Source organism: Bengtsoniella intestinalis, assembly GCF_039719005.1.
Classification (GTDB): domain Bacteria; phylum Bacillota; class Clostridia; order Oscillospirales; family Oscillospiraceae; genus Oscillibacter; species Oscillibacter intestinalis.
This window is the reverse complement of the sequence record NZ_CP133584.1, coordinates 2,107,052-2,129,230: the sequence shown is the minus strand read 5'-3', so window position 1 is coordinate 2,129,230 and position 22,179 is coordinate 2,107,052. Positions and strand designations below refer to the sequence as shown.

Genomic DNA, 22,179 nt, shown 5'->3' with positions numbered 1-22,179 from the left:
TGTTTTGTTGTTATGCCTAGTTATAAAGCAAAAACCGTGCCAACTTTTGTGAAAAAATAAAAAAGAGTGTTTTTTTATGGGAAAAGGTGGGTTTTTTGGCAATTTGCAAAAAACATAAGGTTGCATCTTGGCGAAAATTACCAAGGTGCAACCTTATGGTGGTGGGTGTATAGGTTGGGTGAAAAGGGAGAGAAGGGTGGACTGAATTGGTTAATGGTTAAACAATTGGTTATTCCTGACCATTTAACCAAAGGTCACGACCAGCTAAGGTCAATTGACTGCCCCCTCTGCCGCGGCTGACCCGTACCAGTCCTTCTGCGTCCATCTCTTTTAATAAGGTGCGCACCTCTTGCTGAGACAGGGGCAAGTGGATGTCTTGGGCCAATTGTAATAAGGTGTCTCGGCCTATGGGGGTTCTGGCTTGGGAGGCGTGGAAAAGCTGTTCCAGCACAAACCAAAATGCAGGGGAGCGGCTGGAAGTGGTCGGGGATGGCGTCAGCTGTAAGGGCGCCACAGGGGAGAGGGGCATTCGCATGGTATTGGGCGTCATCGTGGGGGGAGGTCATCCATGGTGATGACACTTTGCCCAGTATACACCAGATATTCTACCACGTTGCGCAATTCACGGATGTTCCCTGGCCAGCGGTAGCGGTGGAAAAATCCAGATACTTCTGGGGATAAGGTGAAGGTGGCGCCCAGCTCTTGCTTGAAATGCTCCATAATTAGCATCAAGTCTTCTCCGCGTTGGGTCAGCGGTGGAATCAGGGCTGGCAAGGTGCATAGGCGATAATATAAGTCGCGTCGGAAGGTGCCTTGTTGAATTTTTTCTTCCAAGGATTCATTGGTGGTGGCAATGATGCGCACGTTGATTTGGATAATGCGGTTGCCGCCCACACGCATGACCTCCCGTTCTTGCAAGGCGCGCAGAAGCTTGACCTGTAGCGCCATGGACATCCCTTCCACTTCGTCTAAAAACAAGGTGCCGCGGTGGGAAAACTCAAATAAACCGGGGCTGCCACCTTTTTTTGCCCCAGTGAAGGCACCGTCTTCATAGCCAAAGAGTTGGCTTTCTAGCAGATTTTCTGGTACAGCCGCCACGTTAATGGCAACAAAGGGGCCAGCGCTACGACGAGAGGCACGGTGGACAGCATGGGCGAACAGTTCTTTGCCGGTGCCGGTTTCTCCAATGAGAAGCACAGGGCTTTCGCTTTGTGCCATCCGCCGCAGAACGGTTTTGGTGTGTTCCATGGCGGCGGAGGTGCCAATCACGTCTTCAAAGCCATATTTGGCATAGTGGCCTTTGTGGAATAGTTGGCTGCGTAGTTGGGTTTGGCGGTCTTCCATGTCGTCAAAGCGTTGCAAGATGGCGAAGGCACCCATGCAAGTGCCTTCTCGCAAAATGGGTACCACTTCTACATTCAGCGGTGTGCCGTTGACTTTAATGACTTTTACAGGGATTTTGGTCTGCTGTTGGAGACATTCCCCAAAGGGGATATAGGGGAAGTGTTGGCTATACGGCTGGCCTTCCACCTGTTCTACATTTAAATGTGTAATGTCTTGGGCTTGGTGATTGCTGGCAAAGACAATGCCCCGTTCATCCACGGCGATCACCCCATCGCTGAGGCTGTCCATTAAAATGTGGAACTGGCTAGCCAAGCGGAAGGAGCGGTCAAATAGTTTGTCAAAGCTGTAGTTATTGGTGGCAACTGATTGAAAGTAGGCCACAAAAGGTGGGGTTTTCAACAGGTGTTCTAGATTTAAGCGCAAGGCGATTTCAATCATCATACCAGAGGTGCAAACCCGTTGACCAATGTCGATGGTGGTCTCGATGCCCGCAGGCATATAGCGCATTTCATCAGGGGTGACACCGATGCGAATGGTAGGGTCATCTAGCACGGCATGGGGATAAAACGGTACCCATTGGACATGGTTTATCCCAAATTGCTCTAGCTGGGCAATGGCTTCTCGCGCCATGGTGTGGGTCATGTTGACAAAGAGAATTTTTTCCCCAGAAGGCAAGGTTTTTAGACGCTCTAGCTCACTATGTTTGAACGATGCTTGCACCGCCATGGTGGGGCATTGGGGTGGGATGTGGCTGGCAAGGGCTTCGGCAGAGGGAAAGGCATCGGTAGACACCACAAATAAATCAGAATAGGGTAAACGCCCTGTCACAGTGCCGTCGGCTACGGCATAGATGGTGATTTCGGCCACGTCGCCAAAGAGGCTTCTAACGTCTGCGCCATAGGATTGGCCTGCCCGAGGGTCAAGGGCGATGATGGAAATTTGTTTTTTGGTCATAAAGTGCCTCCTACTGGTAGAACTGGTTTCTTTTAACCAATTTACCATTTTATTTAACCAATTGCAACCCCTATTGGAAAAAATAGCAAGAGAAACAGGGCTTTTTTGTGGAAAATAAGTTGGCATGAAATTTGCTATATCTATAGGCGTAAAGAATATATACAACACAAGATAAAAGGAGAATACATATGATTACAAAACATGAATTGATGACCTTATTGCGCCAAGAGGTGGTGCCTGCATTGGGCTGTACGGAACCTGTTTGCGTGGCCTTGGCGGCGGCGGACGCGTTCCATGCCATCGGCGGCGAGGTGGTGTCTATTAAAATGGAGGTCAACCCCGGTATTTATAAAAACGGCATGAGCGTGGGTATCCCCGGTTTTGACCGTGTGGGCTTAAAATATGCGGCGGCGCTGGGTGCTTGCTTAGACAACCCTGAGAAAAAATTAGAGGTGTTTTCTGACATTGATGACGCCATCAGCGCACGCGCCATTGCCATGGTGGAAGCCCGTCATGTGGTGGTGATGATTCGCCATGAAGAAACCGCGCTCTATGCCAGAGCGGAGGTGATTACCACCGCTGGCATTGGCATTTGCGAAATCCGTGGCACCCATGCCAACATCATTTATACCAAGCGCAACCACGAAGTGTTGTTCGAGAAAGCATATGTGGCTGGGGTGGAAGACGACATTCACGCACGGCTGAAAACTATGACTGTGGCAGAGATTCGCACCTTGGTGGAAAGCTGTAATGAACAAGAGCTAGGCTTTATGTTAGATGGCGTGGAACTCAATGGGAAACTGGCAGATTACGGCTTGGAGCGCACCTTGGGCATTGGCATTGCCTCTACCTTGCAAAAAGAATTCAACGCTGGCACCATGGGGGATAACCTCTTTAGTCGTGCCATGCTCCGCGTGGCCAGCAGTGCCGAAGGCCGTATGAGCGGATGTCCTTACGCTGTGATGAGCAGTGCAGGCAGTGGCAACCACGGCATCACCGCCGTCATTCCTGTGGTGGAAATGGCAAAGCACGTGGGGGCCTCTCAAGAGCAACTGGAAAAGGCCTTGGCGATGTCTCACACCTTGAATGTGTATATTAAAATGTTTACTGGCAAACTCAGCGCCACCTGTGGGTGCGGTGTGTCTGCCGCCACTTCTGCGGCGGCCTCGATGGTGTGGCTCATGGGCGGCACCATTGAGCAAATGGGCAATGCCATCATCAACATGAGTGGCAACTTGACAGGCATGATTTGCGACGGCGGTAAAATTGGCTGTGCCTTGAAACTGGCCACTGCTACCAATGCCGCCATGATGAGCGCACACCTTGCCATGGGGGATGTGGTGCTCAGCGCCACTGATGGCATCTGTGGTCAAACCCCAGAGCAAGCCATTGCCAACATGGGGCGCGTCAGCGCCATCGGCATGGTAGACACGGACAAAACCATCTTGAACATCATGATGGAAAAGGACGCCAGCAATTAAAGAAAAAATGGTTGCAACCGAAGTGGTACGTCTCACAAGGACAATTTGTGGGCAAGCTAAATACGGCAACAAGGAAGGCACCGAGTTTTTGCTCGGTGCCTTCCTTGTGTTTTAATAATAGAATAATTTTGCTAAACAATTATATATAAAACGATGAACCGATTGAGCACCCATGGGCTACTCAATCGGTTTGCTATTATTATCAAGAACAGGGCTGCTGGTGCGTGAAGTATCAGCCGCCTTGTTTGCGTGGAGGTTTCACATTCACATCGGGAGAGATTGCTCCTTCGATGACACCTTGGTCTGCTTCGAATTTGGCGATACTTTCACGAATTAGCACCAAAATATGACTGTTAACGGATCGTCCTTCATAGTCCGCTACATAGCCGATTTTTTCTAACATTTCTTCTTCTATGCGAATTGATACGCTCTTCACTGCCATTTCCTCACCTCATTAGATATATTGTGTATTTATTTTATATCTATTTTGGTGTATGATGGGAGTTATAGATATACTGCGTATCTACAATTCTGGGGAGGTGATTGCTGTGAATTGCGTTTGCTATATGTAGGGATAGCCTTCTCGATAATCTTGCACGGTGATAACTCTAGAATTTTTCCTTCTAATCTGTTAAAAATAGAGACACCAATAGAAGGAGGAAATTCCCATGACAACAATGTTCAACCTTGAATCGCTAACCCAGTACGAGGCTTATCTTCACGAGGAAGATCGGAGCCCAAACACCATCCAGAAGTATTGCCACGACATCAGTGTGTTTCTTGTATTTTCAAATACACAGGAACTGTCCAAACCACTGGTGCTGTCCTTCAAAGAGCATCTGCTATCTCGCTATGCACCCGCCAGCGTCAACTCGATGCTGGCGGCTGTCAACGGCTTTTTGACTTGGCTAGGAGTCCCCCAGTATAAAGTGAAGCCACTGAAAATTCAGCGGGACATCTTTTCCAAGCCAGAAAAGGAACTGACCCAGCGAGAATATCAGCGGCTCATCGCCACCGCTGAACAGCGACAAAACCGCAAGCTGGCACTTCTCATTCAGACCATCTGCTCCACGGGAATTCGGGTGTCCGAACTGCAACACATTACCGTTTCTGCCACCCATACAGGGCGTACCACCGTGATGTGCAAGGGGAAAACTCGCACGATTTTTCTGCCCAAAGAGCTGTGCCGTATGCTCAAGCGTTACTGCAACGAACAGGAGATTTCGTCGGGGTGCATCTTCCGCTCGAAGTCGGACAAGCCACTGGATCGCTCTAACATCTGGCGCATGATGAAAAATCTTTGCAAAAAGGCCAACGTGTCACCCGATAAGGTGTTTCCCCACAATCTGCGCCACCTCTTTGCTCGCACCTACTACAAAATAGAAAAAGACATCAGCCGTCTGGCTGACATCTTAGGTCACAGTAGTATCAATACCACTCGTATGTATACAATTGAAACAGGGCGAAAACACGCACGACAGATGGATAAAATGCAGCTGGCCTACTGGATACCATAACATCACATAACTTTTCTTATGTGACATAGCACTGCAATAAATTCCAATACTTAGGAGATATTCTATCACGATAGATTGAAAAATTCAAGGGTTATCACAAAAAAATATATCCAAATGCACCACAAATAGAGCGATTTAACAAATTGTTAATCGCTCTGGTTGTAGTGCGTTATTTTTGTTTCCGTTTAATTGGATGAACTCCTTTTGTTGATTCATTCTATCACATAAGAAAAGTTATGTGATAGAACGAGAAAATTCAGAAATGAAAAGAGGTGTGTTTTGTGAAGCGTATTTCAAATAAAATGCTTGTATTAAAGGGGCTGTCAAAAAAATCACCCAAGATAATAATGGTGGCTTTTTTGTGCTGTTTTATAGGGGGTATTATAATCGTTGTAAGTAATACTTTGATTTATACTAAACCAGAGATGGGATATCAAGCCAATCATACTTATGATGAAACACTTACTGTTGTTGCTAGAGAAAATTTTGCACCATATTCTTTTGTGGATGATGATGGAGAATTATCAGGTTACAATATTGAATTAGTAAATTTGATTGCCAACGAATTAGAAATGAATATCGACATAGAACTATTACCACGTGATGCGTGTATTGAAAAGATGGTTTCAGGCGAAGCAGATATTATTTGTAATGTAAATTATAGTTCAGAATTTGAAGATGTGTTTTTGTTGAGTGCGCCAACTGGCAAACATCGAGTGGTGTTATTTGGATTACACGATTATGGCACCATTCAGGACCTTTATGAAACGAAAGTGGCAAGAGTGGTAGATTCGCCAGTAGAATCTGATTTGCATATGCAGTTTGGGTTTACTCAAATTATTGAATATGATTCTTATACAGACGCTTTTGAAGCGATTATGTGTGGTGAAGTGGATTATATCATTGGTGTGTATGCCATCATAAACTACATGATACATGACGCAGGATATACAGAGATCGTTGCGGTTAGTGCAATTTTTGATACAGAGGCATTTGCGTTAGGCATTGATAAGAGCAATGTAGAATTACAACAGAACATAAATAACGCATTGTCAGAGATAAATAATACAGGTGCCTATGAAGAACTATCAAATAAATGGTTAGGGTCGTATATTAAATCGACTACTAATGATGAAATAATTAGGGATGGATTGCCGTTGATATTGCTAGTATACACATTGATTTTGATATTTACATGCTACTTCATAGGTAGGCCACTTTATATAAAGTCACACCAAGATAATGCAACGAAACTATACGATAAGGTGACGACCAAAATGGTAGTAAAGCGAAAATTATCGCTCAAGGGAACATTGATGGTGCTTGATATCAATAAATTCAAGGCAGTGAATGATACGTATGGACACGCAGTAGGAGATGTCGTAATAAAAGATGTTGCAGACTCTCTAAGATTCTGTACTAGAACGGTGGACGTTGTGGGACGTATTGGTGGTGACGAATTTTTAGTGTATTTGACAACCATGGAATTTGAGCAAGATGCGTTGAATAAAGCCACTCAAATTCAAAAGGATATTGAACATAGAACAAAAAGAAGCGGAGTAGAGGTGAGCGTCAGTATAGGGATTGCATTTAACCAGACAAGAGAATCTTACGAGACATTGTTTTCAAAAGCAGACCATGCACTTTATATCGCTAAGAATACAGATAAAAAGATTTCCATTTTTGCAGAAAATCAATCTGCAAATGAGGTATAAAACACTTGTGATAACGTGTGCTAACAATTTAATCACCATATAATAAAGGCCATGTGGCACAATGAAAGGGAAAACGGTGGAAAATGCGGACATTTCAACAGGTCTTAAAGGAATTTCACAACTATTTGGTAGAGGATGATTTCTGCCATGTTTCGCAACAGGGAAACGGCTATCTGGTCACCTTTGGAACAGAGGACGACGAAGAATTGGAGCTGATCCAGTGCAATACGCCCGAAGAACTAGAACATACATTGGCTCGATATTGCGAGGAATATCGAGCCTATCAAGCACTCATTTAAAGAAACAGCGCAAGGCTGATGGCGGAGGTATCGTCAGCGGAAATCGAACCCTACCTAAGAGAGTAGGAGAAACTCACCACAGTCGCCCCTGTCGCCCCCGTTGTAGCCCTGTGTGGGCGGTGATGGGGGTGGATCGGCTCGTGACCCCAGTTAACTCCTTTGCCCCACGTAAAGCAACGTGTACCGCTTTGGGCAACGCTGCCCAAAGCGGCAATCCCAAGATCAGAGTGATTGTTAAGCAAGCGGGTTTGGCAACGTTGCCAAACCCGCTCTGGTCGCTTGAAGGGGTGACAACGCTGTCACCCCTTTTTTCCGCACTACCGCTTCTGACAACACTGTCAGAAGCGCTCGCAACTTCCAGACGGTGTTGTCAGAATGTCCATCATCTAACCTTTGGCAAGATTGCCAAAGGTTCCTCCGAGTAAGGGTTGACAACGTTGTCAACCCCTGTCTCTGGAGCGCAAAAGCGGGTTCGACAATGTTGTCAGACCCGCTTCTGGCAACATTGCCAGAAGCGGTATTCATTGCTACTCCACAGGCTTGGGCAACGTTGCCCAAGCCTTATCAAACAGGGTTTGGCAATATTGCCAAACCCTGTTTTTGTGCCTAAAAAAGTTTTTCAAAAAAATTCCCACACAGCTATTGACTCTGCTTTTGGAGTATGTTATGCTGTGGCTACAACCGAATAGGGAACATTTGTTCTCTTGTTGAAGACCACAACTCTCAAAGCAATAGGCTCATACTAATACTGGATTGCGCACCTTTTGGTGTGCGGATGATAATTACATAGGAAATAACATATTTGAAAGGTCGCTCGATGAAAATCGGGTGACCTTTTTATGCCCTTTTAGGGGTTCAATGTAACCCCTACTGTACCTTGAAAACTGAATCCTAGGTGTCACATTGAACCCCTTGCTCCCCACAGCTTTAAGTTCAAATCTGCGTCGGTGCGTCGGTAGTTTAAGGGCGGTCTACCGACGCATTTACCCTCATTTCCCCCACCGCCCGTGGGCGGTTTCTCTGCAAGCATAGCAAAACTGTACAGTTTTGCGCCAGCAGGGGAAACCCCTGACCCCATATGCCGCCTGTTGGCGGAAAATTCACCCTAGAAAGGAACCTTCCATGAAACTCCACCATCTCCACATCGAGCTAACCCCAGAGCAGTACCAACTGCTGAGCGAAAAATCCAAAACCTGTGGACTGTCCAAGCGTATCTTCCTTACCCGATACATCGAGGGTAAGGAGGTGCGCCCTCGTCCCACCGCAGAGATACAGGAGCTCCGCCGAGAGATTCACAGTATCGGCAACAACATCAACCAAATCGCACGGAGCGTCAACGCTGGCATCGCCAGTCCAGAGGATGCCAAGCAAGGGCTTCTGCTTCTGAACGAAGTCTATAAAAAGCTCGACAAGGTGGTGAATAACTAAATGGCAGTCACTAAAATTCTGGCTCGCAAGAGCCATCCGAAGGTGGGTGTGGACTACATCCTCAACGGTGACAAAACGGAACACGAGGTGCTGACCGCCTATCAAAATTGCGACCCAACTCTGGCAGCGCAACAGATGATGGACACCAAGGAGCGATACAGCAAACTGGGAGGGGTGCAGTATTACCATCTGATTCAATCCTTCAAGCCGGACGAGATTACCCCTGAGTTGGCGTTAGAGGTCGCCCAGACTTTCGCCCGTGAGCATCTGGGGGACTTCGAGGTGGTGATGGCCACCCACGTTGATCGTGACCACATCCACTCCCACCTGATTTTCAATTCGGTGGCGGTGGGAACGGGGCAAAAATACCACTCCAACGCACGGACGTATTACACCCAAATCCGTGCCATATCGGACAGACTTTGCCGTGAACATGGGCTGTCTGTGATTGAAAACCCTGCGCCCCAGCAATCCCTGTCCTATGCCGAATGGCTCCGCCAATCCAAAGGACAGCCAACCTTCCGCAGTATGCTGGAATCCGACCTAAAGCAAGCTGTCGAGGATGCGGTGGACTTCGGCAACTTCCTCATGCTGATGGAGCACATGGGCTATGAGGTGAAACACGGCAACCGTTTGGGTTTTCGCCTGCGAGGGCAGGAGCGATACCAATACCCTTGCCGACGCAACCCACAGTTTACCGAGGACGGCATCCGAGCCACCATTGACGGCATCGGTGAGGCCATTGCAAGCGGTGTCCGCCCCATTGTCATCCCTCATCCAGCGTACACCCCACCCAAGAAACACCCCCGACACAGGGGCTTTGTGGCACTCTATTACCACTACCTCTATGTGTTGGGAAAAGTGGAAAAGCAGGAATATCCAAAGCGGCTGACCCCTCAGACCAAGGTGGCAATCATGGAATTTGAGCGGTATCGAGAACAATTTGCATTCCTCCGTGACCATCAAATTACCACCTCAGAGGAAATGAAACTGTTCGTGTCTAGCACAGAGAAAACCCTCGCCAAGCAGGTGAAACACCGCACCATCCTCAACGTCCAGAAGAAAAAGAAGGCAAAGTTATTCGCCGCCCTTGCCAACGTGGAATCCCTTGCTCCCATGGACGAGGATCGCCACCGCCAAGCCGTGACACTCCTCGCAGAGTGTGGTATCCCCAAGGAACAGCTCCTGCAGGAGAAAAGTAATCTTTACCAAGAGATTGCCACCATCAATCGAGAGCTTAGAGAAACCCGAAAAACCCTCAAAATGTGCCAGCAGATCGAGGAAAACATTCCTCGCATTAAAAGCGAACTGGCAACCATAGAACCACCCCAACAATCTCGCAAGCGAGAACAAGAAAGATAAGGAGAACCCTATGCCAAACAACAAACCTCAAATTGCCCACAAGCAGGGCAAACTCATCACCCTGTTCCCAGACCAGAGCGTGACCATGTTGGACACCCACACCACCACCCAGAGGGAACTCTGGGTGGACGGCAAGCCCTTCATCGTCCGCTCCATCTTCCCAAATCCCACACCCAAGACACCCCTCGACCAGATGCTCAAGCTGGTGGAACTGTCTGGGAAAGACATCTGAAATCACCTAAAATCACTAGACATTCGGCAGCGAATACGGTATGTTAGAAGTGCCGTATTCAGCTTGCCAGAAAGGAGAATGTATGAAAAACGCAAGCGAGAAATACACCATTTTATATGCAAGACTGAGCCAAGATGATGGCTCCCAAGGAGACTCCAACTCCATCCAAAATCAACGACTGATGCTGGAGAAGTACGCAAAGGACAACGGCTTTGAAAACTTAAAGTTCCTCAGCGATGACGGCTATTCAGGCACCAACTTCAATCGCCCAGCCTTTCAAGAACTACTGGGATTGGTGGAGGATGGGCAGGTGGCAACGATTATCGTCAAGGACATGAGCCGTTTCGGACGAGAGTATCTTCAGGTGGGGCACTATACCGAAATTCTCTTCCCCAGCCAAGGTGTCCGTTTCATCGCCATGAACGATGGGGTGGATAGTCTCTATGGTGACAACGAGTTTACACCCTTCAAAAATATCATCAATGAGTGGTATGCAAAAGATTGCAGTAAAAAAGGTCGTGCCGCTGTTCGTGCCAAGGCTGAGACTGGCGCAAGGATGGGTGGTAAACCACCCTACGGATACCAGAAAGACCCTGCTGACCCCAAGCGAAAGATTGTCCCCGACCCCGAAAGCAGTCTGGTTGTTCAGAAAATCTTCACACTGTGTATGAGTGGTAAGGGACCTAATCAAATCGCCAATGCCCTCGATGCAGAGGGTATCCCCATCCCTTCTGCCCACTATTATCAAAAGCATAAAGACATCTTGGTGAGCCAGACTTCTTATAGCCATAGCAAATGGAAGTGTACGCATATTGCCAGAATTTTGGAGGATGAGGTGTATCTAGGACACACCATCAGTTTGAAACATACCTCTGTGTCCTACAAAAACAAGAAGCAAATCCTCCGCCCAGAGAGTGAGCAGATGCGTACCGAAAATACCCATGAGCCACTTGTCGACTTGGAAACTTGGAACATTGTGCAGGAGATTCGCAAGCGAAAGCGTCGCCGTAATAATATGCAGGAACAGAACATTTACTCTGGGTTGATTGTCTGCAAAGACTGTGGTAAACCTTTGGTGCTCCATCGTGCCCACACCATGAAGGCGAGTCAAAACAATTTCATGTGTGGCACCTATAAGCGACAGGGTAAGGACTGCTGTACCGCCCATTACATTCGAGAGCATCAGCTGGCAGCCATCCTCTTGGATGACCTCCAACGAGTGACCTACTACGCACGGACACAGGAGGGGCAATTCACACAAGCGGTCAGCCAGAAGAATAATCAACAGGTGCGCAAAGAAATTGCCACAACGGAGCGTTCACTGGCAAAGATGGAGAAGCGAAATGAGGAACTGACTACCCTGTTCAAACGACTCTACGAGGACAACGTGCTAGGTAGAATCCCAAGCGAGGTGTTCCGCAAGCTCAGTGATGACTACCTCACAGAGCAAAAGAACCTCCAATCTGCCATCCCAGAACAGGAACGCAAATTGGAGGAACTACAAAATTCGATTTTGAATGTGAGCCAATTCATCGATAAGGCAAAGCGGTTCACCGAGCTAGATACTCTGACGGCAGAAATCCTGCGACTGTTCATCGCCAAGGTAGAGGTGGGCGAACGCACCCAAAAGCATTCCCACACCGCCCCACAGGAGATTATCATCCACTATCGAGATGTGGGATTGTTAGATCGAGTATCTGAGCCAGCAAGTAACAAAACTGAAATCCCAGCATAGTACCGATAAAAGTGCAGAAAAACCACAAGGGCAGACTGTGCAACGCACAATCTGCTCCTGTGGCACCCTGCTTCCCAAAGTGTCCTTATGACACGCAAGGGAAAGGTTGCAACCATTTTTTGTGGTGGTTGAAGACTTGCGTGATTGTTTGCCGTGTGGTTATAAGGGTGGCACAGCGGGCTGGGGGGTGACGCTCTTCACATACGCTTCCAACTCTGTGGTCATAGTTTTAATTTCTTGCTCCATCTCCGAAGCAGTCCCTGTGGATTCAACCACTGCCAGTAACAGCCCCGCCAGTACTTTGCTGGTAAAATCAATTCTCACTACCCCCCGTGTTCGGTTATGGGGAGAGCGCTGGGAATAATAGTCACTCAGATCTTTTAGCCGAGCGTTCATCTCCGACTTTACAGATTGCGCCAGACTTTCGCCTACCACGGTTGTTTCGAGGAGCGCCCGGATTTCTTGGAGTAATTGGGTTTTTGATAAAAGTGACGACATCTCAAAGGCCATCTTATAGAGCACTGGATCCAGTTTCTTGCTGGTGGCTTTTTTTAACAGGACAATGGTGGGAATATCTTTCCAGTCCTCCTTCTCTGGTAGAGCATCAATGTGCAAAATAATATCTATGACCATAGGGACAGATACCTTTTGCCCTTCTGGTAACTGGGCGTATGTTTCTTGGATGCCCACCAATAGATCGTAGGTAGAAGCCCGTAGGGTTAGTGAAGTAGAGTGGCTTTCCCCGATTTGAATGGCCTGACGGTGGCGATAGTCCTCTAACCATGCCGATAGCTGCGCCGCTTTTACCTCGGCTAGCATGCCTTTGTGTCGCTCCACCACCTGACCCACCAGAAAGCCCAAGGCAATGCGCCCCTCTCCTCCATAGGCCAATCTCTCTTTTGCTAGGATATTTTTTGCGTCGTTGCTCAATCGCATTTTAATGACCATTTTTATTACCTCTGTTTCATATACTGCAGCTATAACTGTAGTACTAAAATATCACAAGCTACACAATTGCGCAAGGAAATTTTTGATTTTCTATGTTTTCACTAATTTTGTCACTCAAAACTAGACATAACAAATAAAGACAGCCTGTAAATCCTGTTCTTTGCCATGCTCAGCAACCGAAAGGTTGCAACCATTTTTTTAGCTATTTTCTTGTAAAATTGCCATGACTTCTTCTTTTTTTAGCACTTTCCCAGTGGAGACGACTTTGTCGCCCAGCACCAACGCTGGGGTGGTCATCACCCCGTAGGTGGCAATCACGGCAAAATCTCGCACATGCTCAATGCCAGTGTCCATCCCCAGTTCGGAGAGTGCTGCTACGGCTGCGGCCTCTAACTGGTTGCACTTGTCGCAACCACCGCCCAGCACCTTCACATAGGCAGGTGCATCTTGTTGGGGTGTTGGTGTTGCCTCTTTTTTCTTCCCGAATCCAAACATTGTCTTCTTCCTCCTGTTATATTAAAATATATTGTATGGCGTTGAAAAAGTACCCTACAATCATAATACCCACGGCGCAAATGGTGATAAAAGCCCCTAAAAGTTTTGGCTGAATGGCCTTGCGTAACATAATCATGGACGGCAGACTCAAGGTGGTGACTGCCATCATAAACGATAAAATGGTGCCCAGCTGTGCTCCTTTGGCAAGGAGGGCTTCCGCCACAGGAATGGTGCCGAAAATATCGGCATACATAGGCACACCCACGGCGGTGGCCATGATGACACCAAAGGGATTGTTACTTCCCAAAACAGCCTCGATGACGTCTTGGGGAATCCAATTGTGGATGATGGCGCCAATGCCAACCCCCACCAAAATATAGGGGAACACTTTGCGGAAGGTGGACACCACTTGATCTTTGGCATAGATGGCACGGTCTTTTTTTGTGAGGGTGGGCAGAGAAATATCCACCTGACTGGCGGTTAAAATAAAGCGCTCCACATACCGCTCCATCCCTAGTTTATCCAGAAGGGTACCGCCGATAACGGCGATGATTAGGCCTAAAATCACGTATACAACGGCCACTTTCCAGCCGAAAATGCTCATTAAAAGGACTAAACTGCCCAAATCCACCATGGGGGAGGAAATGAGGAAGCTAAAGGTGACCCCGATGGGCAGGCCTGCGCTGGTGAACCCCATAAATAATGGGATGGACGAGCAGGAACAAAAGGGGGTGACTGTGCCCAACAAAGCAGAGATAATGTTGGCCCAAATGCCTTTAAAACGGCTTAAAATTTCCTTGCTCCGTTCTGGTGGGAAATAACTTTGGATGTAAGAAATCATGAAAATTAACGTGCACAAGAGGACGGTGATTTTCAAAACATCGTAAATAAAGAATTGTAAGCTTCCCCCCAATTGGGTGGTAATGTCTAGCCCTAGCGTGGTGAGAACATCTCCTACGGCTAGGTTGAGCCAAGCCATGCCGAGGAGTTGGGTTTGGATGAAATCCCAAAGAGTTGAGAGAAAGACCATGGAAAAAATGCTCCTTAAATCAAAAGTTTTTGATGTGTATGCCCAAGAAAAAACCATCTCCTTAGATGGTGGTTTCTTGGGTTGTGGCCGTGATAGCCTGTAAGGCCGTCATGGCCTTTTGCGCGCCTTGCTGGCTGAGTTGATAATGGGTCCATTTACCCACGGACCAACTTTCCACCAGACCAGATTCGCAGAGGATTTTCATGTGATAAGACAGGGCCGATTGGGCAATGTCTAGCTGTTCGATGATGTGACAGGCACACTGTTCTCCATTTTGCAATTCTTGCAAAATGGAAATGCGTTTTGGGTCGCAAAGAGCCTTGAAAATTTTCGCCATTTGCACTTGCTCAGTCATAGGTCACCTCAAATCAATGTAGAACTGCTTTTGTCTTGATAGGGAGAGTATACTCCTCATATCAAGATTTGTCAATATGTTTTTTGTAAAATAGAGAACCCAAAAATAAATGGAGATTTTGGGCTGAGTGATAGGGTGTTGACCCCAATTGCAAACATAGGACGTCTGATGTATCAGGCCTTTTTTTGTAACATTCGTTAAACAAATGTTACAAAATTATGTCCGCGTTGTTGTGCCAAACACCGAAAATACCCAGAGAAGCTGAATTTCTATTGATTTTTGTAAAATTATCCCTTATAATTTTGTCATATGATACCAGACAAACGTTTGTCTGGCAGTGGTTTAAGGAGGAAGCTCATGAGCGTTTCGAAAATCCCTACCCCCGAGTCGGGTATTGAAATACGACAGACCTTTTGTGGTGTGTGCTGTTCCCAAATGTACTGTGGTGTAGATGCTTATGTGAAAGATGGCAAGATCATTAAGGTGGAGGGTACCGCAGATCACCCTCAAAACAAAGGCAAGCTTTGTGTCAAAGGCAATGCCCTTAAAGACTATGTATATAGTCCTAATCGCATCAAAACCCCACTCAAACGAGTAGGCCCTCGTGGTTCTGGTCAGTTTGAGGCGATTTCTTGGGAAGAAGCTTGGGAAATCTTGGGGAAAAACTGCAAAGAAATTCGCAAGAATTACGGCCCAGAGGGTCTGACCTTTTTCGTGGGCTATGAAAAATGGTTCCGTCCCTTCCTCCATCGTTTGGCCAATGCGTGGGGCACCCCCAACTATGCCACAGAATCCAGCACCTGCGCCTCCTCTGTGAAAATTGCATGGGGTCTCAATGCTGGCATCCAAGGACGCCCTGACACTAAAAATTGTAAATCCTATCTGGGCTTCTCGTTTAACCAATACTACTCTCGCTTCACCGAAGGGTTAAACATGGACACCTTGTTTGACCGTGATGTGAAATTCATCATCATCGACCCCCGTGAGACACCCACTGTGCGCCGTTCCAACGCGCTACACTTGCAAAACATTCCCGGAACAGACGGTGCCATTGCCCTATGTCTATGTCATCAGTTCATTCAAAATGGGTGGGCTGATATGGACTATATCGATAAGCACGTTCACGGCTTTGCAGAATTTGCAGAGTATGTGAAAGAATTTACCCCCGAACACACAGAAGAGATTTCGGGTGTGAGCGCGGCAGATTTGGTGAAGGCCGCCAACATTTTGGCAGAAAATCGCCCCTTTGCCATCCATGAGAGCGTCAGCCCCATTGTTCACCATCGCAACGGAATGCAAAACTACCGCGCCATGACCGCCCTTTCCGCCATTGCTGGGTGCTACGATGTGGAAGGGGGCACCTTGCCCCGTCCTGTCACCTATGCCACCCAAGCAGCTGGTTTTACCACGTTGGAAGCGGCATTTATGAACGCTGGGCGCAAAGAAGACTTCTCCAAAGCGCACTACATTGGCTACGATGAATTCCCCCTGCGCCATACATTCTTAGATGAAGGCCAAATGATGGGCTTCCATCGACAAGTGATGGAAGGCACCCCCTATCCCATCGCTGGTTTGATTGGCTTTGGCCACAATATTCGCATTATGCCAGATCCTGACGCCATGGTAGAAGCCATTAAAAAGCTGGACTTCTACTGCGTGGTGGATTTGTTCCAAACAGAGGCCGCTGACCTTGCCGACTTGGTGTTGCCAGCATGTACCTCAGTAGAACGAGATGAGTTTAAGGTCTATAGCGGTGGGATGGCGCACTACACCAAGCGTGCCATTGACCCCATTTATGAGTCTAAGCCCGATGTGGAGATTATCTCTGAAATGGCTAAGGCCTTGGAAGTCAACGACCCCTTGCTCTACGCTGGGTATGATGCTTGCTTAGAGTCTATTTTGGGCAATCTTAGCGTGACGCTGGATCAACTGAAAAGTTCTCGCCTGCCTGTGCCTGTGCCAGAGGCTAAACCCTATATTCCCGGCACATACACCGCCCAAGGGTATAAAACACCCACTGGTAAATTTGAGCTGTGGTCTACCATCATTGACCAGTTGCCCAAATCTTTAAACCTTGACCCCCTGCCTACCTATCGTGATAGTTGCGACAATGCTGACCCTGAAAAATACCCCTTGGTACTGTTCACGGGCTCTAGCTTGCCCCACGCACTCCATTCTCGTACCCATCATATTGCCTCTTTGCGACAATTCCGCAAAGAACCTGCCGCTGATATTAGTCTGGTGGATGCAGAGGCGCTGGGCATTGCCCAAGACGACACCATTGGTTTGTATACCACTGCTGGTGAAATCATTGTCAAGGCCAACTTAACGCCCACCATTCGCCCCGGCACCGTCAGCATGTATCACGGGTATAAAGAAGCAGACGTGAACACCATTATCCCCATGAGCCATTGCGACCCCTACTCAGGGTTCCCGGGGTATAAGTCCATACGCTGTGGTATGCGGAGGGTTGAGGAATGAAAATAAAATTTTCACCAGAACAATGTATCGGATGCGGTTCCTGCGTAATGGCCTGCATTGACCAAAATGACACCCCCATCGCCGATGGTGCCACAGCGCGGATGCACATTCGAGAAATCTACACCATTAAAAATGGCCGTGGGAACGTCTCGTATGCAAAAGATGGCTGTGTCCATTGCCCCAGCATGGCGTGCGCAAAGCAATGCCCAACAGGGGCCATCAAACGTGATGAGACCACCCAGTTTGTTTGGATTGACCATGAATTATGTATCAACTGTGGGAAGTGTAAGGACGCGTGTCCCTTCCACGCCATTGATTTTTCCATGGGGATGCCCGATAAGTGTGACGGATGCTACCAACGGGTGGCACAGGGCTATGAACCTGCTTGTGTGCGCACTTGTTTGACACAAGCACTGCGTTTAGAAAAGGATTAATCTTTTAGAAAGAGATGGACTATGGCAACAATTAAGGACGTGGCGAAAGAAGCTGGCGTACATATTAGCACGGTTTCTCGCACCCTTGGTGGCGCATACTATGTGGAACCCAGCACACGAGAACGGGTGATGCAAGCGGTAGAAAAGCTTGGTTATAAGCCAAATCCCATTGCAAAAGGTTTGAAAGAAGGCCGCACCCGTATCATTGGCTATGTGGTGCCCCGTGTCAACGACTCGGTGTTCTCTCAGATTTCTCAGAGTATTTCCCAAGCTTGTGTGGAGCGGGATTACATGGTGATTCTCTGTTGCACAGGGGAAGATACAAAGATAGAAGCAGATTATTATAACCGCATGAAAGGCAAATGGGTGGATGGGTTTATCATTGGCACAGCCAACGATGACAATCGGGCCTTATTGGAAAGCTTGAAAGCGGAAAATATCCCTGTGGTGCTGGTCACCCGTTCCATTGAAAACGCATTCAATGCGGTGCTCTCTGATAATGTTGAGGGGGCACGACAAGCCGCGAAGCATTTGATTGCAAACGGCTGTAAGCGGATTTTATTCCTGAACGGGAATCTAAAATTAGAGCTTTGCCGTGAGCGGTTAAAAGGTTATCAGCAAGGGTTGATGGACGAGGGAATCCCTTTTGATCAGTCGCTGGTTTGCAACGACATTGCCATGCAGTGGGCTGGGGCTATTTCGCCTGTTAAGGGCACTGTCACGCCAGAGCAGGCTGTTGCACACATCGTGTCTCAAAACATAGAATTTGACGCCGTGCTAGGCATTACCGATGCCGTTGCCGCTGGCGCCATGACAACATTGAAAAACCATGGTATTACCATACCAGATCAAGTTAAAATTATGGGTATGGGTGATTTGGAGATCGCATCCTTCACCGATCCCCCGCTAACCACCATGCACCAGAGTGCAGACACCATTGGCCGCAGAAGCGTAGAGCTTTTGCTAGAGCAAATTGAAAGTCGGGATTTCACAGCCAAAACCCTAGAGAAACTCCCCTTTACCTTGGTGGTTAGAGAAACTGTTTAGTGTATCACCGGAGGGTTCCGGAAATAATAAAAGGAGATTGTATTTATGAAAATCAAAGCACTCGCACTGTCCCTCGCGCTCGTTATGGTTCTGGGGATGTCTGGATGTAGTTCTTCTTCCAGCTCTACCACTACCACTACTACCACCACTGAAAGCACTGCCAGCGAAGCCACCACTGAGGCTACAACGGAAGAAGTTGACGACCTGTCCTATGAAAAACCCAAATTCCTGGCTATGGGTACTGCCGCCTCTGGTGGTGCTATGTACTCCATCGGCATTGCTATGGCTGATTTGATTAGCACCAAGCTAGACATTCAAACCACCGCACAAGTCACTGGCGGTACTGTTGAAAACTGCACCTTGGTGCAAGACGGCACTGTTGAAATCGGCCTGACCATGAACGACACCTGCTATGCCGCATTCAACGGCGAAGGCGTGTTCTCTGAAACCTGCGAAGACCTGCGCGGTATTTTCAACGGCATGTCTGCTGGCGTGTTCCACGTTGTGGTGTTGGATAATTCTGACATTGAAACCATGGCTGACTTGGAAGGCAAGCGCGTGGTTATGGGTCCTGCTGGCGGCGGCGCTATCACCGTTGCAGAAGCTCTGTGGCCTGAATATGGCTTCACCATCGACGATGTGGATGCTTCTTACATCTCCTTCACCGACGGCATCGCTGCTTTGAAAGACGGCACCTGTGATGCAGTGCTGGTTCAATCTGCAGCACCTGCTTCTGCCATCCAAGAATTGGCTGCTAGCGGCTACGGCTTCCACTTTGTGCCCATCGAAGACGACGTGGCAGAAAGCCTCCTTGAAAAGTATCCATTCTATAGCATGATGACCATGGAATCTAGCGTGTACGGCTCTACTGGCGATGCCCAAGTGCTCTACATCCCCACCACCGTGGTTTGCCACGCTGATTTGGACGACGGCCTTGTCTATGACATCACCAAGATGTTCTACGAAGAAGTGGAAGCCATCCGCGCTTCTCACCCCTGTGTCATCATGAACATTGAAGACGGCCCCACCACATCCATCGAACTGCACCCCGGCGCCCAACGTTACTACGAGGAAATGGGTCTGCTATAAGCCCTCTCCGAAATCCTATAGAAAAAACGAGGAGTTCGTAAAATGGATAAAATAGAAGCCCTAACCCGCAAGCATCTTGTGCGTTGGATCTATATTATATTAGCTGCAGTTTACATTTATACCGCTGGGTTTGGTATGTTTGATGATTTGGTGCAACGTGCACTGTTGATTACTTTTTGTGGGTTGGCTCTGTTTTTGGAAAATCCATGGAAAGTTTTTGGCAAGCAAAATGCGTTTACGAAACTATTAGACTGGGTATTTGCCTTGACCTTTGCATCCACTGGCATCTACGTGATGGTTATTTGGAAGGATAGAATCTTGAAAACTGGTTCTACCCCTCAACTGGATATTGTGATGGGCTCTATTTTGTTAGTCACATTGCTTATCATCACTTGGAAATCCACTGGCCCTATCTTAGTTGGTATTTCTGCGGTGTTTGTGATCTACGCCCTGTTTGGCCCTTATTTCCCATCTTTTATTGCCCACCGTGGGGAAACTTGGACCCGTTTGATTAACTTCATGTATGTCTCCACAGAAGGCTTTTTCGGCACCCCAGCTGGGGTGGCGGCTACCTATATCATTATGTTTGTTATCTTTGGTTCTTTCTTAGAATCCTTTGGTGCAGGCGAATGGTTTGTGGATATGGCATATGCCCTGACGGGGCGGTTCCGTGGTGGCCCTGCAAAAACCGCCATCGTGGCCAGCGGCCTGATGGGGATGATTTCTGGTTCTCCTGCTGCCAACGTGGTCATCACTGGCTCTTTTACCATTCCTTTGATGAAGAAAACAGGCTACAGCCCTTATGAAGCTGGTGCAATTTGCTCGGTTGCTTCTACAGGCGGTATGTTCACCCCACCCATCATGGGTGCGGCGGCCTTCATCATGGCGGAATATTTGGCAGTGCCCTATCTTTCTATCGCAGCGTCTGCTGTGATGCCTGCTTTGTTGTTCTACCTGTCCTTGATGTTGGCAGTGGATGCCATTGCTGTGAAAAACAACTTGGTCGGCGTACCAAAAGAACAACTGGCTGACGTAAAGGCCATCATGAAAGACCGTGGTTTCTTTGCCATTCCTATCATCTTCTTGGTGGGCGGCATCACCGCAGGCTGGAGCCCCATGAAATCTGCATTCTATGCTATTTTCTTGGTGCTGGCTGTGGCGGCCATCCGTAAGGAAACCCGTCCCAATCTGAAAAAAATCCTCACCGCTATGGAACGTAGCTGTAAGCAAGTGAGTAGCATTGTCATTACCTGCGCCACTGCAGGGGTGATTGTGGGTGTATTCTCTGTCACTGGTTTGGGTGCCAAGCTTTCTTCCACCTTGATTAGTGCCTCTGGTGGCAATGTGTTCATTGCGGCTATTTTGGCTGCTTTGGTGACCATTGTTTTGGGTTGCGGTATGCCCCCAACGCCTGTGTATATCATTTTGGCAACTGTGATTGTGCCTCCTCTGGTTGAAATGGGTGTGGCACCGATCTCTGCTCATATGTTTATCTTCTTGTTCTCTTGTATCGGCGCTATCACACCCCCTGTGGCCATTGCTGCATATACTGCCGCTGCCATTGCAGAGGCAGAACCCAACCGCACAGGCATCAAAGCCTTCTGCTTCGGGGTTGTGGCCTACATCATCCCCTTCATGCTGCTGCTCTCTCCTGCTATCTTGCTGCAAGGCAGCACCCCCGAAATCGTCCGTGCTTGTATCACTGCGATTATCGGCGTGGTCGCCATCGTAGGCGCCATCGAAGGCTATGCGATGATGTTCTGGGGGAAACTTCCCCGCGTGTTGCTAGGTGCGTCCGCATTGTTATTGATGGAAGCAAGCCTAACCACAGACGTGATTGGTATTACATTGATCGTCGTGGCATTCTTGCTGAATAAACTGGTGTTTAAAACAACCAGACCTACCCCTGCAACAGTAAAATAAGATATGCGCGTTCTCTCCCTCTCAAGTCTTTGTGTAAAATAAAGACTTGAGAGGGGCGCTATCATTTATGGAAGAAAAGGGAAATTTTTACAAGTGAATATCCCACTCCGAGCTCAAGATCGCTACGGGTTTTTACCTATGCACTTGATGCCAATCGACCGTTGCTTTGCACGGTTGGTTCGTGGTAGACGATGGAAACGTCCCTGCCTTCTGTTTGAAAAGGAGCCTGATATGACCGCCTGAGAGAGATACTCTTTCAGGTGGTGTTGTGGTGTGTTTTCAAACGAAAACACACCTTTTTTTCATCTTA

20 protein-coding genes and 1 riboswitch are annotated in these 22,179 nt (G+C 47.9%); of the genes, 13 read left to right on the top strand and 7 right to left on the bottom strand.

Features of this window, described 5'->3' with window-relative positions; translation table 11 throughout:
- Nucleotides 1-229: 229 nt before the first annotated feature.
- Complete coding sequence (locus tag RFF05_RS10225; protein WP_409967004.1) at nt 230-550, bottom strand: hypothetical protein; 321 nt, start codon at nt 548-550, stop codon at nt 230-232.
- Nucleotides 547-2,298 (bottom strand): sigma-54 interaction domain-containing protein, encoded by a 1,752-nt coding sequence (locus RFF05_RS10220; protein ID WP_409967003.1) that lies wholly within the window; start codon nt 2,296-2,298, stop codon nt 547-549. Before RFF05_RS10220 ends, RFF05_RS10225 begins: the two co-directional genes overlap by 4 nt.
- 188 nt (nt 2,299-2,486) lie before the next feature.
- Here RFF05_RS10220 and RFF05_RS10215 point away from each other — a divergent pair, with 188 nt between their 5' ends.
- A complete protein-coding gene (locus tag RFF05_RS10215; RefSeq protein WP_409967002.1) occupies nt 2,487-3,779 on the top strand; it encodes a serine dehydratase subunit alpha family protein in 1,293 nt (430 codons plus the stop codon).
- A 232-nt stretch (nt 3,780-4,011) separates the two neighbouring features.
- Here RFF05_RS10215 and RFF05_RS10210 read toward each other — a convergent pair whose 3' ends face one another.
- Nucleotides 4,012-4,221, bottom strand: coding sequence for an Arc family DNA-binding protein (locus RFF05_RS10210; RefSeq protein ID WP_409967001.1), 210 nt, complete (start codon nt 4,219-4,221; stop codon nt 4,012-4,014).
- Nucleotides 4,222-4,447: 226 nt separating this feature from the next.
- Here RFF05_RS10210 and RFF05_RS10205 point away from each other — a divergent pair, with 226 nt between their 5' ends.
- From RFF05_RS10205 to RFF05_RS10175, 7 genes are all read left to right on the top strand, one after another.
- Nucleotides 4,448-5,296: a tyrosine-type recombinase/integrase gene (locus tag RFF05_RS10205; RefSeq protein WP_409967000.1), complete on the top strand. Its 849-nt coding sequence runs from the start codon at nt 4,448-4,450 to the stop codon at nt 5,294-5,296.
- 281 nt (nt 5,297-5,577) lie between these two features.
- The gene (locus RFF05_RS10200) at nt 5,578-7,011 is read left to right on the top strand and encodes a GGDEF domain-containing protein (RefSeq protein ID WP_409966999.1); all 1,434 of its coding nucleotides are present in this window, start codon (nt 5,578-5,580) and stop codon (nt 7,009-7,011) included.
- Nucleotides 7,012-7,094: 83 nt separating this feature from the next.
- The gene (locus tag RFF05_RS10195; protein ID WP_409966998.1) at nt 7,095-7,310 is read left to right on the top strand and encodes a hypothetical protein; all 216 of its coding nucleotides are present in this window, start codon (nt 7,095-7,097) and stop codon (nt 7,308-7,310) included.
- Nucleotides 7,311-8,432: 1,122 nt separating this feature from the next.
- The gene (locus RFF05_RS10190) at nt 8,433-8,738 is read left to right on the top strand and encodes a MobC family plasmid mobilization relaxosome protein (RefSeq protein ID WP_409966997.1); all 306 of its coding nucleotides are present in this window, start codon (nt 8,433-8,435) and stop codon (nt 8,736-8,738) included.
- Nucleotides 8,739-10,100 (top strand): relaxase/mobilization nuclease domain-containing protein, encoded by a 1,362-nt coding sequence (locus RFF05_RS10185; RefSeq protein ID WP_409966996.1) that lies wholly within the window; start codon nt 8,739-8,741, stop codon nt 10,098-10,100.
- A gap of 10 nt (nt 10,101-10,110) precedes the next feature.
- Nucleotides 10,111-10,332, top strand: coding sequence for a hypothetical protein (locus RFF05_RS10180; protein WP_409966995.1), 222 nt, complete (start codon nt 10,111-10,113; stop codon nt 10,330-10,332).
- Between the two features lie 82 nt (nt 10,333-10,414).
- On the top strand, nt 10,415-12,067 hold the full coding sequence (locus RFF05_RS10175) for a recombinase family protein (RefSeq protein WP_409966994.1): 1,653 nt from the start codon (nt 10,415-10,417) through the stop codon (nt 12,065-12,067).
- A gap of 159 nt (nt 12,068-12,226) precedes the next feature.
- Here RFF05_RS10175 and RFF05_RS10170 read toward each other — a convergent pair whose 3' ends face one another.
- The 4 genes from RFF05_RS10170 to RFF05_RS10155 form a co-directional block, all read right to left on the bottom strand.
- On the bottom strand, nt 12,227-13,015 hold the full coding sequence (locus RFF05_RS10170; RefSeq protein WP_409966993.1) for a hypothetical protein: 789 nt from the start codon (nt 13,013-13,015) through the stop codon (nt 12,227-12,229).
- A gap of 198 nt (nt 13,016-13,213) precedes the next feature.
- On the bottom strand, nt 13,214-13,510 hold the full coding sequence (locus RFF05_RS10165) for a thioredoxin family protein (RefSeq protein WP_409966992.1): 297 nt from the start codon (nt 13,508-13,510) through the stop codon (nt 13,214-13,216).
- 16 nt (nt 13,511-13,526) lie between these two features.
- A complete protein-coding gene (locus tag RFF05_RS10160) occupies nt 13,527-14,540 on the bottom strand; it encodes a permease (protein WP_409966991.1) in 1,014 nt (337 codons plus the stop codon).
- Between the two features lie 61 nt (nt 14,541-14,601).
- Nucleotides 14,602-14,895: an ArsR/SmtB family transcription factor gene (locus RFF05_RS10155; RefSeq protein ID WP_409966990.1), complete on the bottom strand. Its 294-nt coding sequence runs from the start codon at nt 14,893-14,895 to the stop codon at nt 14,602-14,604.
- A gap of 357 nt (nt 14,896-15,252) precedes the next feature.
- On the opposite strand from RFF05_RS10155, the gene RFF05_RS10150 reads away from it, so the two are divergent.
- The 5 genes from RFF05_RS10150 to RFF05_RS10130 are packed head-to-tail and all read left to right on the top strand — an operon-like array spanning nt 15,253 to nt 21,869.
- Nucleotides 15,253-17,376 carry a molybdopterin-dependent oxidoreductase gene (locus tag RFF05_RS10150; protein ID WP_409966989.1) on the top strand — a complete coding sequence of 708 codons (2,124 nt, stop codon included), beginning with the start codon at nt 15,253-15,255 and terminating at the stop codon, nt 17,374-17,376.
- Nucleotides 17,373-17,810, top strand: a complete 438-nt coding sequence (locus tag RFF05_RS10145) for a 4Fe-4S dicluster domain-containing protein (protein ID WP_409966988.1) — start codon at nt 17,373-17,375, stop codon at nt 17,808-17,810. Before RFF05_RS10150 ends, RFF05_RS10145 begins: the two co-directional genes overlap by 4 nt.
- A 21-nt stretch (nt 17,811-17,831) precedes the next feature.
- Nucleotides 17,832-18,857, top strand: coding sequence for a LacI family DNA-binding transcriptional regulator (locus RFF05_RS10140; RefSeq protein ID WP_409966987.1), 1,026 nt, complete (start codon nt 17,832-17,834; stop codon nt 18,855-18,857).
- Nucleotides 18,858-18,902: 45 nt separating this feature from the next.
- The gene (locus RFF05_RS10135) at nt 18,903-19,946 is read left to right on the top strand and encodes a TAXI family TRAP transporter solute-binding subunit (RefSeq protein WP_409966986.1); all 1,044 of its coding nucleotides are present in this window, start codon (nt 18,903-18,905) and stop codon (nt 19,944-19,946) included.
- Between the two features lie 42 nt (nt 19,947-19,988).
- Nucleotides 19,989-21,869 carry a TRAP transporter permease gene (locus tag RFF05_RS10130; protein WP_409966985.1) on the top strand — a complete coding sequence of 627 codons (1,881 nt, stop codon included), beginning with the start codon at nt 19,989-19,991 and terminating at the stop codon, nt 21,867-21,869.
- Nucleotides 21,870-21,962: 93 nt separating this feature from the next.
- Nucleotides 21,963-22,112: riboswitch (molybdenum cofactor riboswitch) on the top strand.
- Nucleotides 22,113-22,179 lie beyond the last annotated feature (67 nt).

Coding starts and splice junctions, on each gene's coding strand:
- RFF05_RS10225 (WP_409967004.1), bottom strand. CDS start 550: ATGACGCCCAATACCATGCGAATGCCCCTCTCCCCTGTGGCGCCCTTA.
- RFF05_RS10220 (WP_409967003.1), bottom strand. CDS start 2,298: ATGACCAAAAAACAAATTTCCATCATCGCCCTTGACCCTCGGGCAGGC.
- RFF05_RS10215 (WP_409967002.1), top strand. CDS start 2,487: ATGATTACAAAACATGAATTGATGACCTTATTGCGCCAAGAGGTGGTG.
- RFF05_RS10210 (WP_409967001.1), bottom strand. CDS start 4,221: ATGGCAGTGAAGAGCGTATCAATTCGCATAGAAGAAGAAATGTTAGAA.
- RFF05_RS10205 (WP_409967000.1), top strand. CDS start 4,448: ATGACAACAATGTTCAACCTTGAATCGCTAACCCAGTACGAGGCTTAT.
- RFF05_RS10195 (WP_409966998.1), top strand. CDS start 7,095: ATGCGGACATTTCAACAGGTCTTAAAGGAATTTCACAACTATTTGGTA.
- RFF05_RS10190 (WP_409966997.1), top strand. CDS start 8,433: ATGAAACTCCACCATCTCCACATCGAGCTAACCCCAGAGCAGTACCAA.
- RFF05_RS10185 (WP_409966996.1), top strand. CDS start 8,739: ATGGCAGTCACTAAAATTCTGGCTCGCAAGAGCCATCCGAAGGTGGGT.
- RFF05_RS10180 (WP_409966995.1), top strand. CDS start 10,111: ATGCCAAACAACAAACCTCAAATTGCCCACAAGCAGGGCAAACTCATC.
- RFF05_RS10175 (WP_409966994.1), top strand. CDS start 10,415: ATGAAAAACGCAAGCGAGAAATACACCATTTTATATGCAAGACTGAGC.
- RFF05_RS10170 (WP_409966993.1), bottom strand. CDS start 13,015: ATGGTCATTAAAATGCGATTGAGCAACGACGCAAAAAATATCCTAGCA.
- RFF05_RS10165 (WP_409966992.1), bottom strand. CDS start 13,510: ATGTTTGGATTCGGGAAGAAAAAAGAGGCAACACCAACACCCCAACAA.
- RFF05_RS10160 (WP_409966991.1), bottom strand. CDS start 14,540: ATGGTCTTTCTCTCAACTCTTTGGGATTTCATCCAAACCCAACTCCTC.
- RFF05_RS10155 (WP_409966990.1), bottom strand. CDS start 14,895: ATGACTGAGCAAGTGCAAATGGCGAAAATTTTCAAGGCTCTTTGCGAC.
- RFF05_RS10150 (WP_409966989.1), top strand. CDS start 15,253: ATGAGCGTTTCGAAAATCCCTACCCCCGAGTCGGGTATTGAAATACGA.
- RFF05_RS10145 (WP_409966988.1), top strand. CDS start 17,373: ATGAAAATAAAATTTTCACCAGAACAATGTATCGGATGCGGTTCCTGC.
- RFF05_RS10140 (WP_409966987.1), top strand. CDS start 17,832: ATGGCAACAATTAAGGACGTGGCGAAAGAAGCTGGCGTACATATTAGC.
- RFF05_RS10135 (WP_409966986.1), top strand. CDS start 18,903: ATGAAAATCAAAGCACTCGCACTGTCCCTCGCGCTCGTTATGGTTCTG.
- RFF05_RS10130 (WP_409966985.1), top strand. CDS start 19,989: ATGGATAAAATAGAAGCCCTAACCCGCAAGCATCTTGTGCGTTGGATC.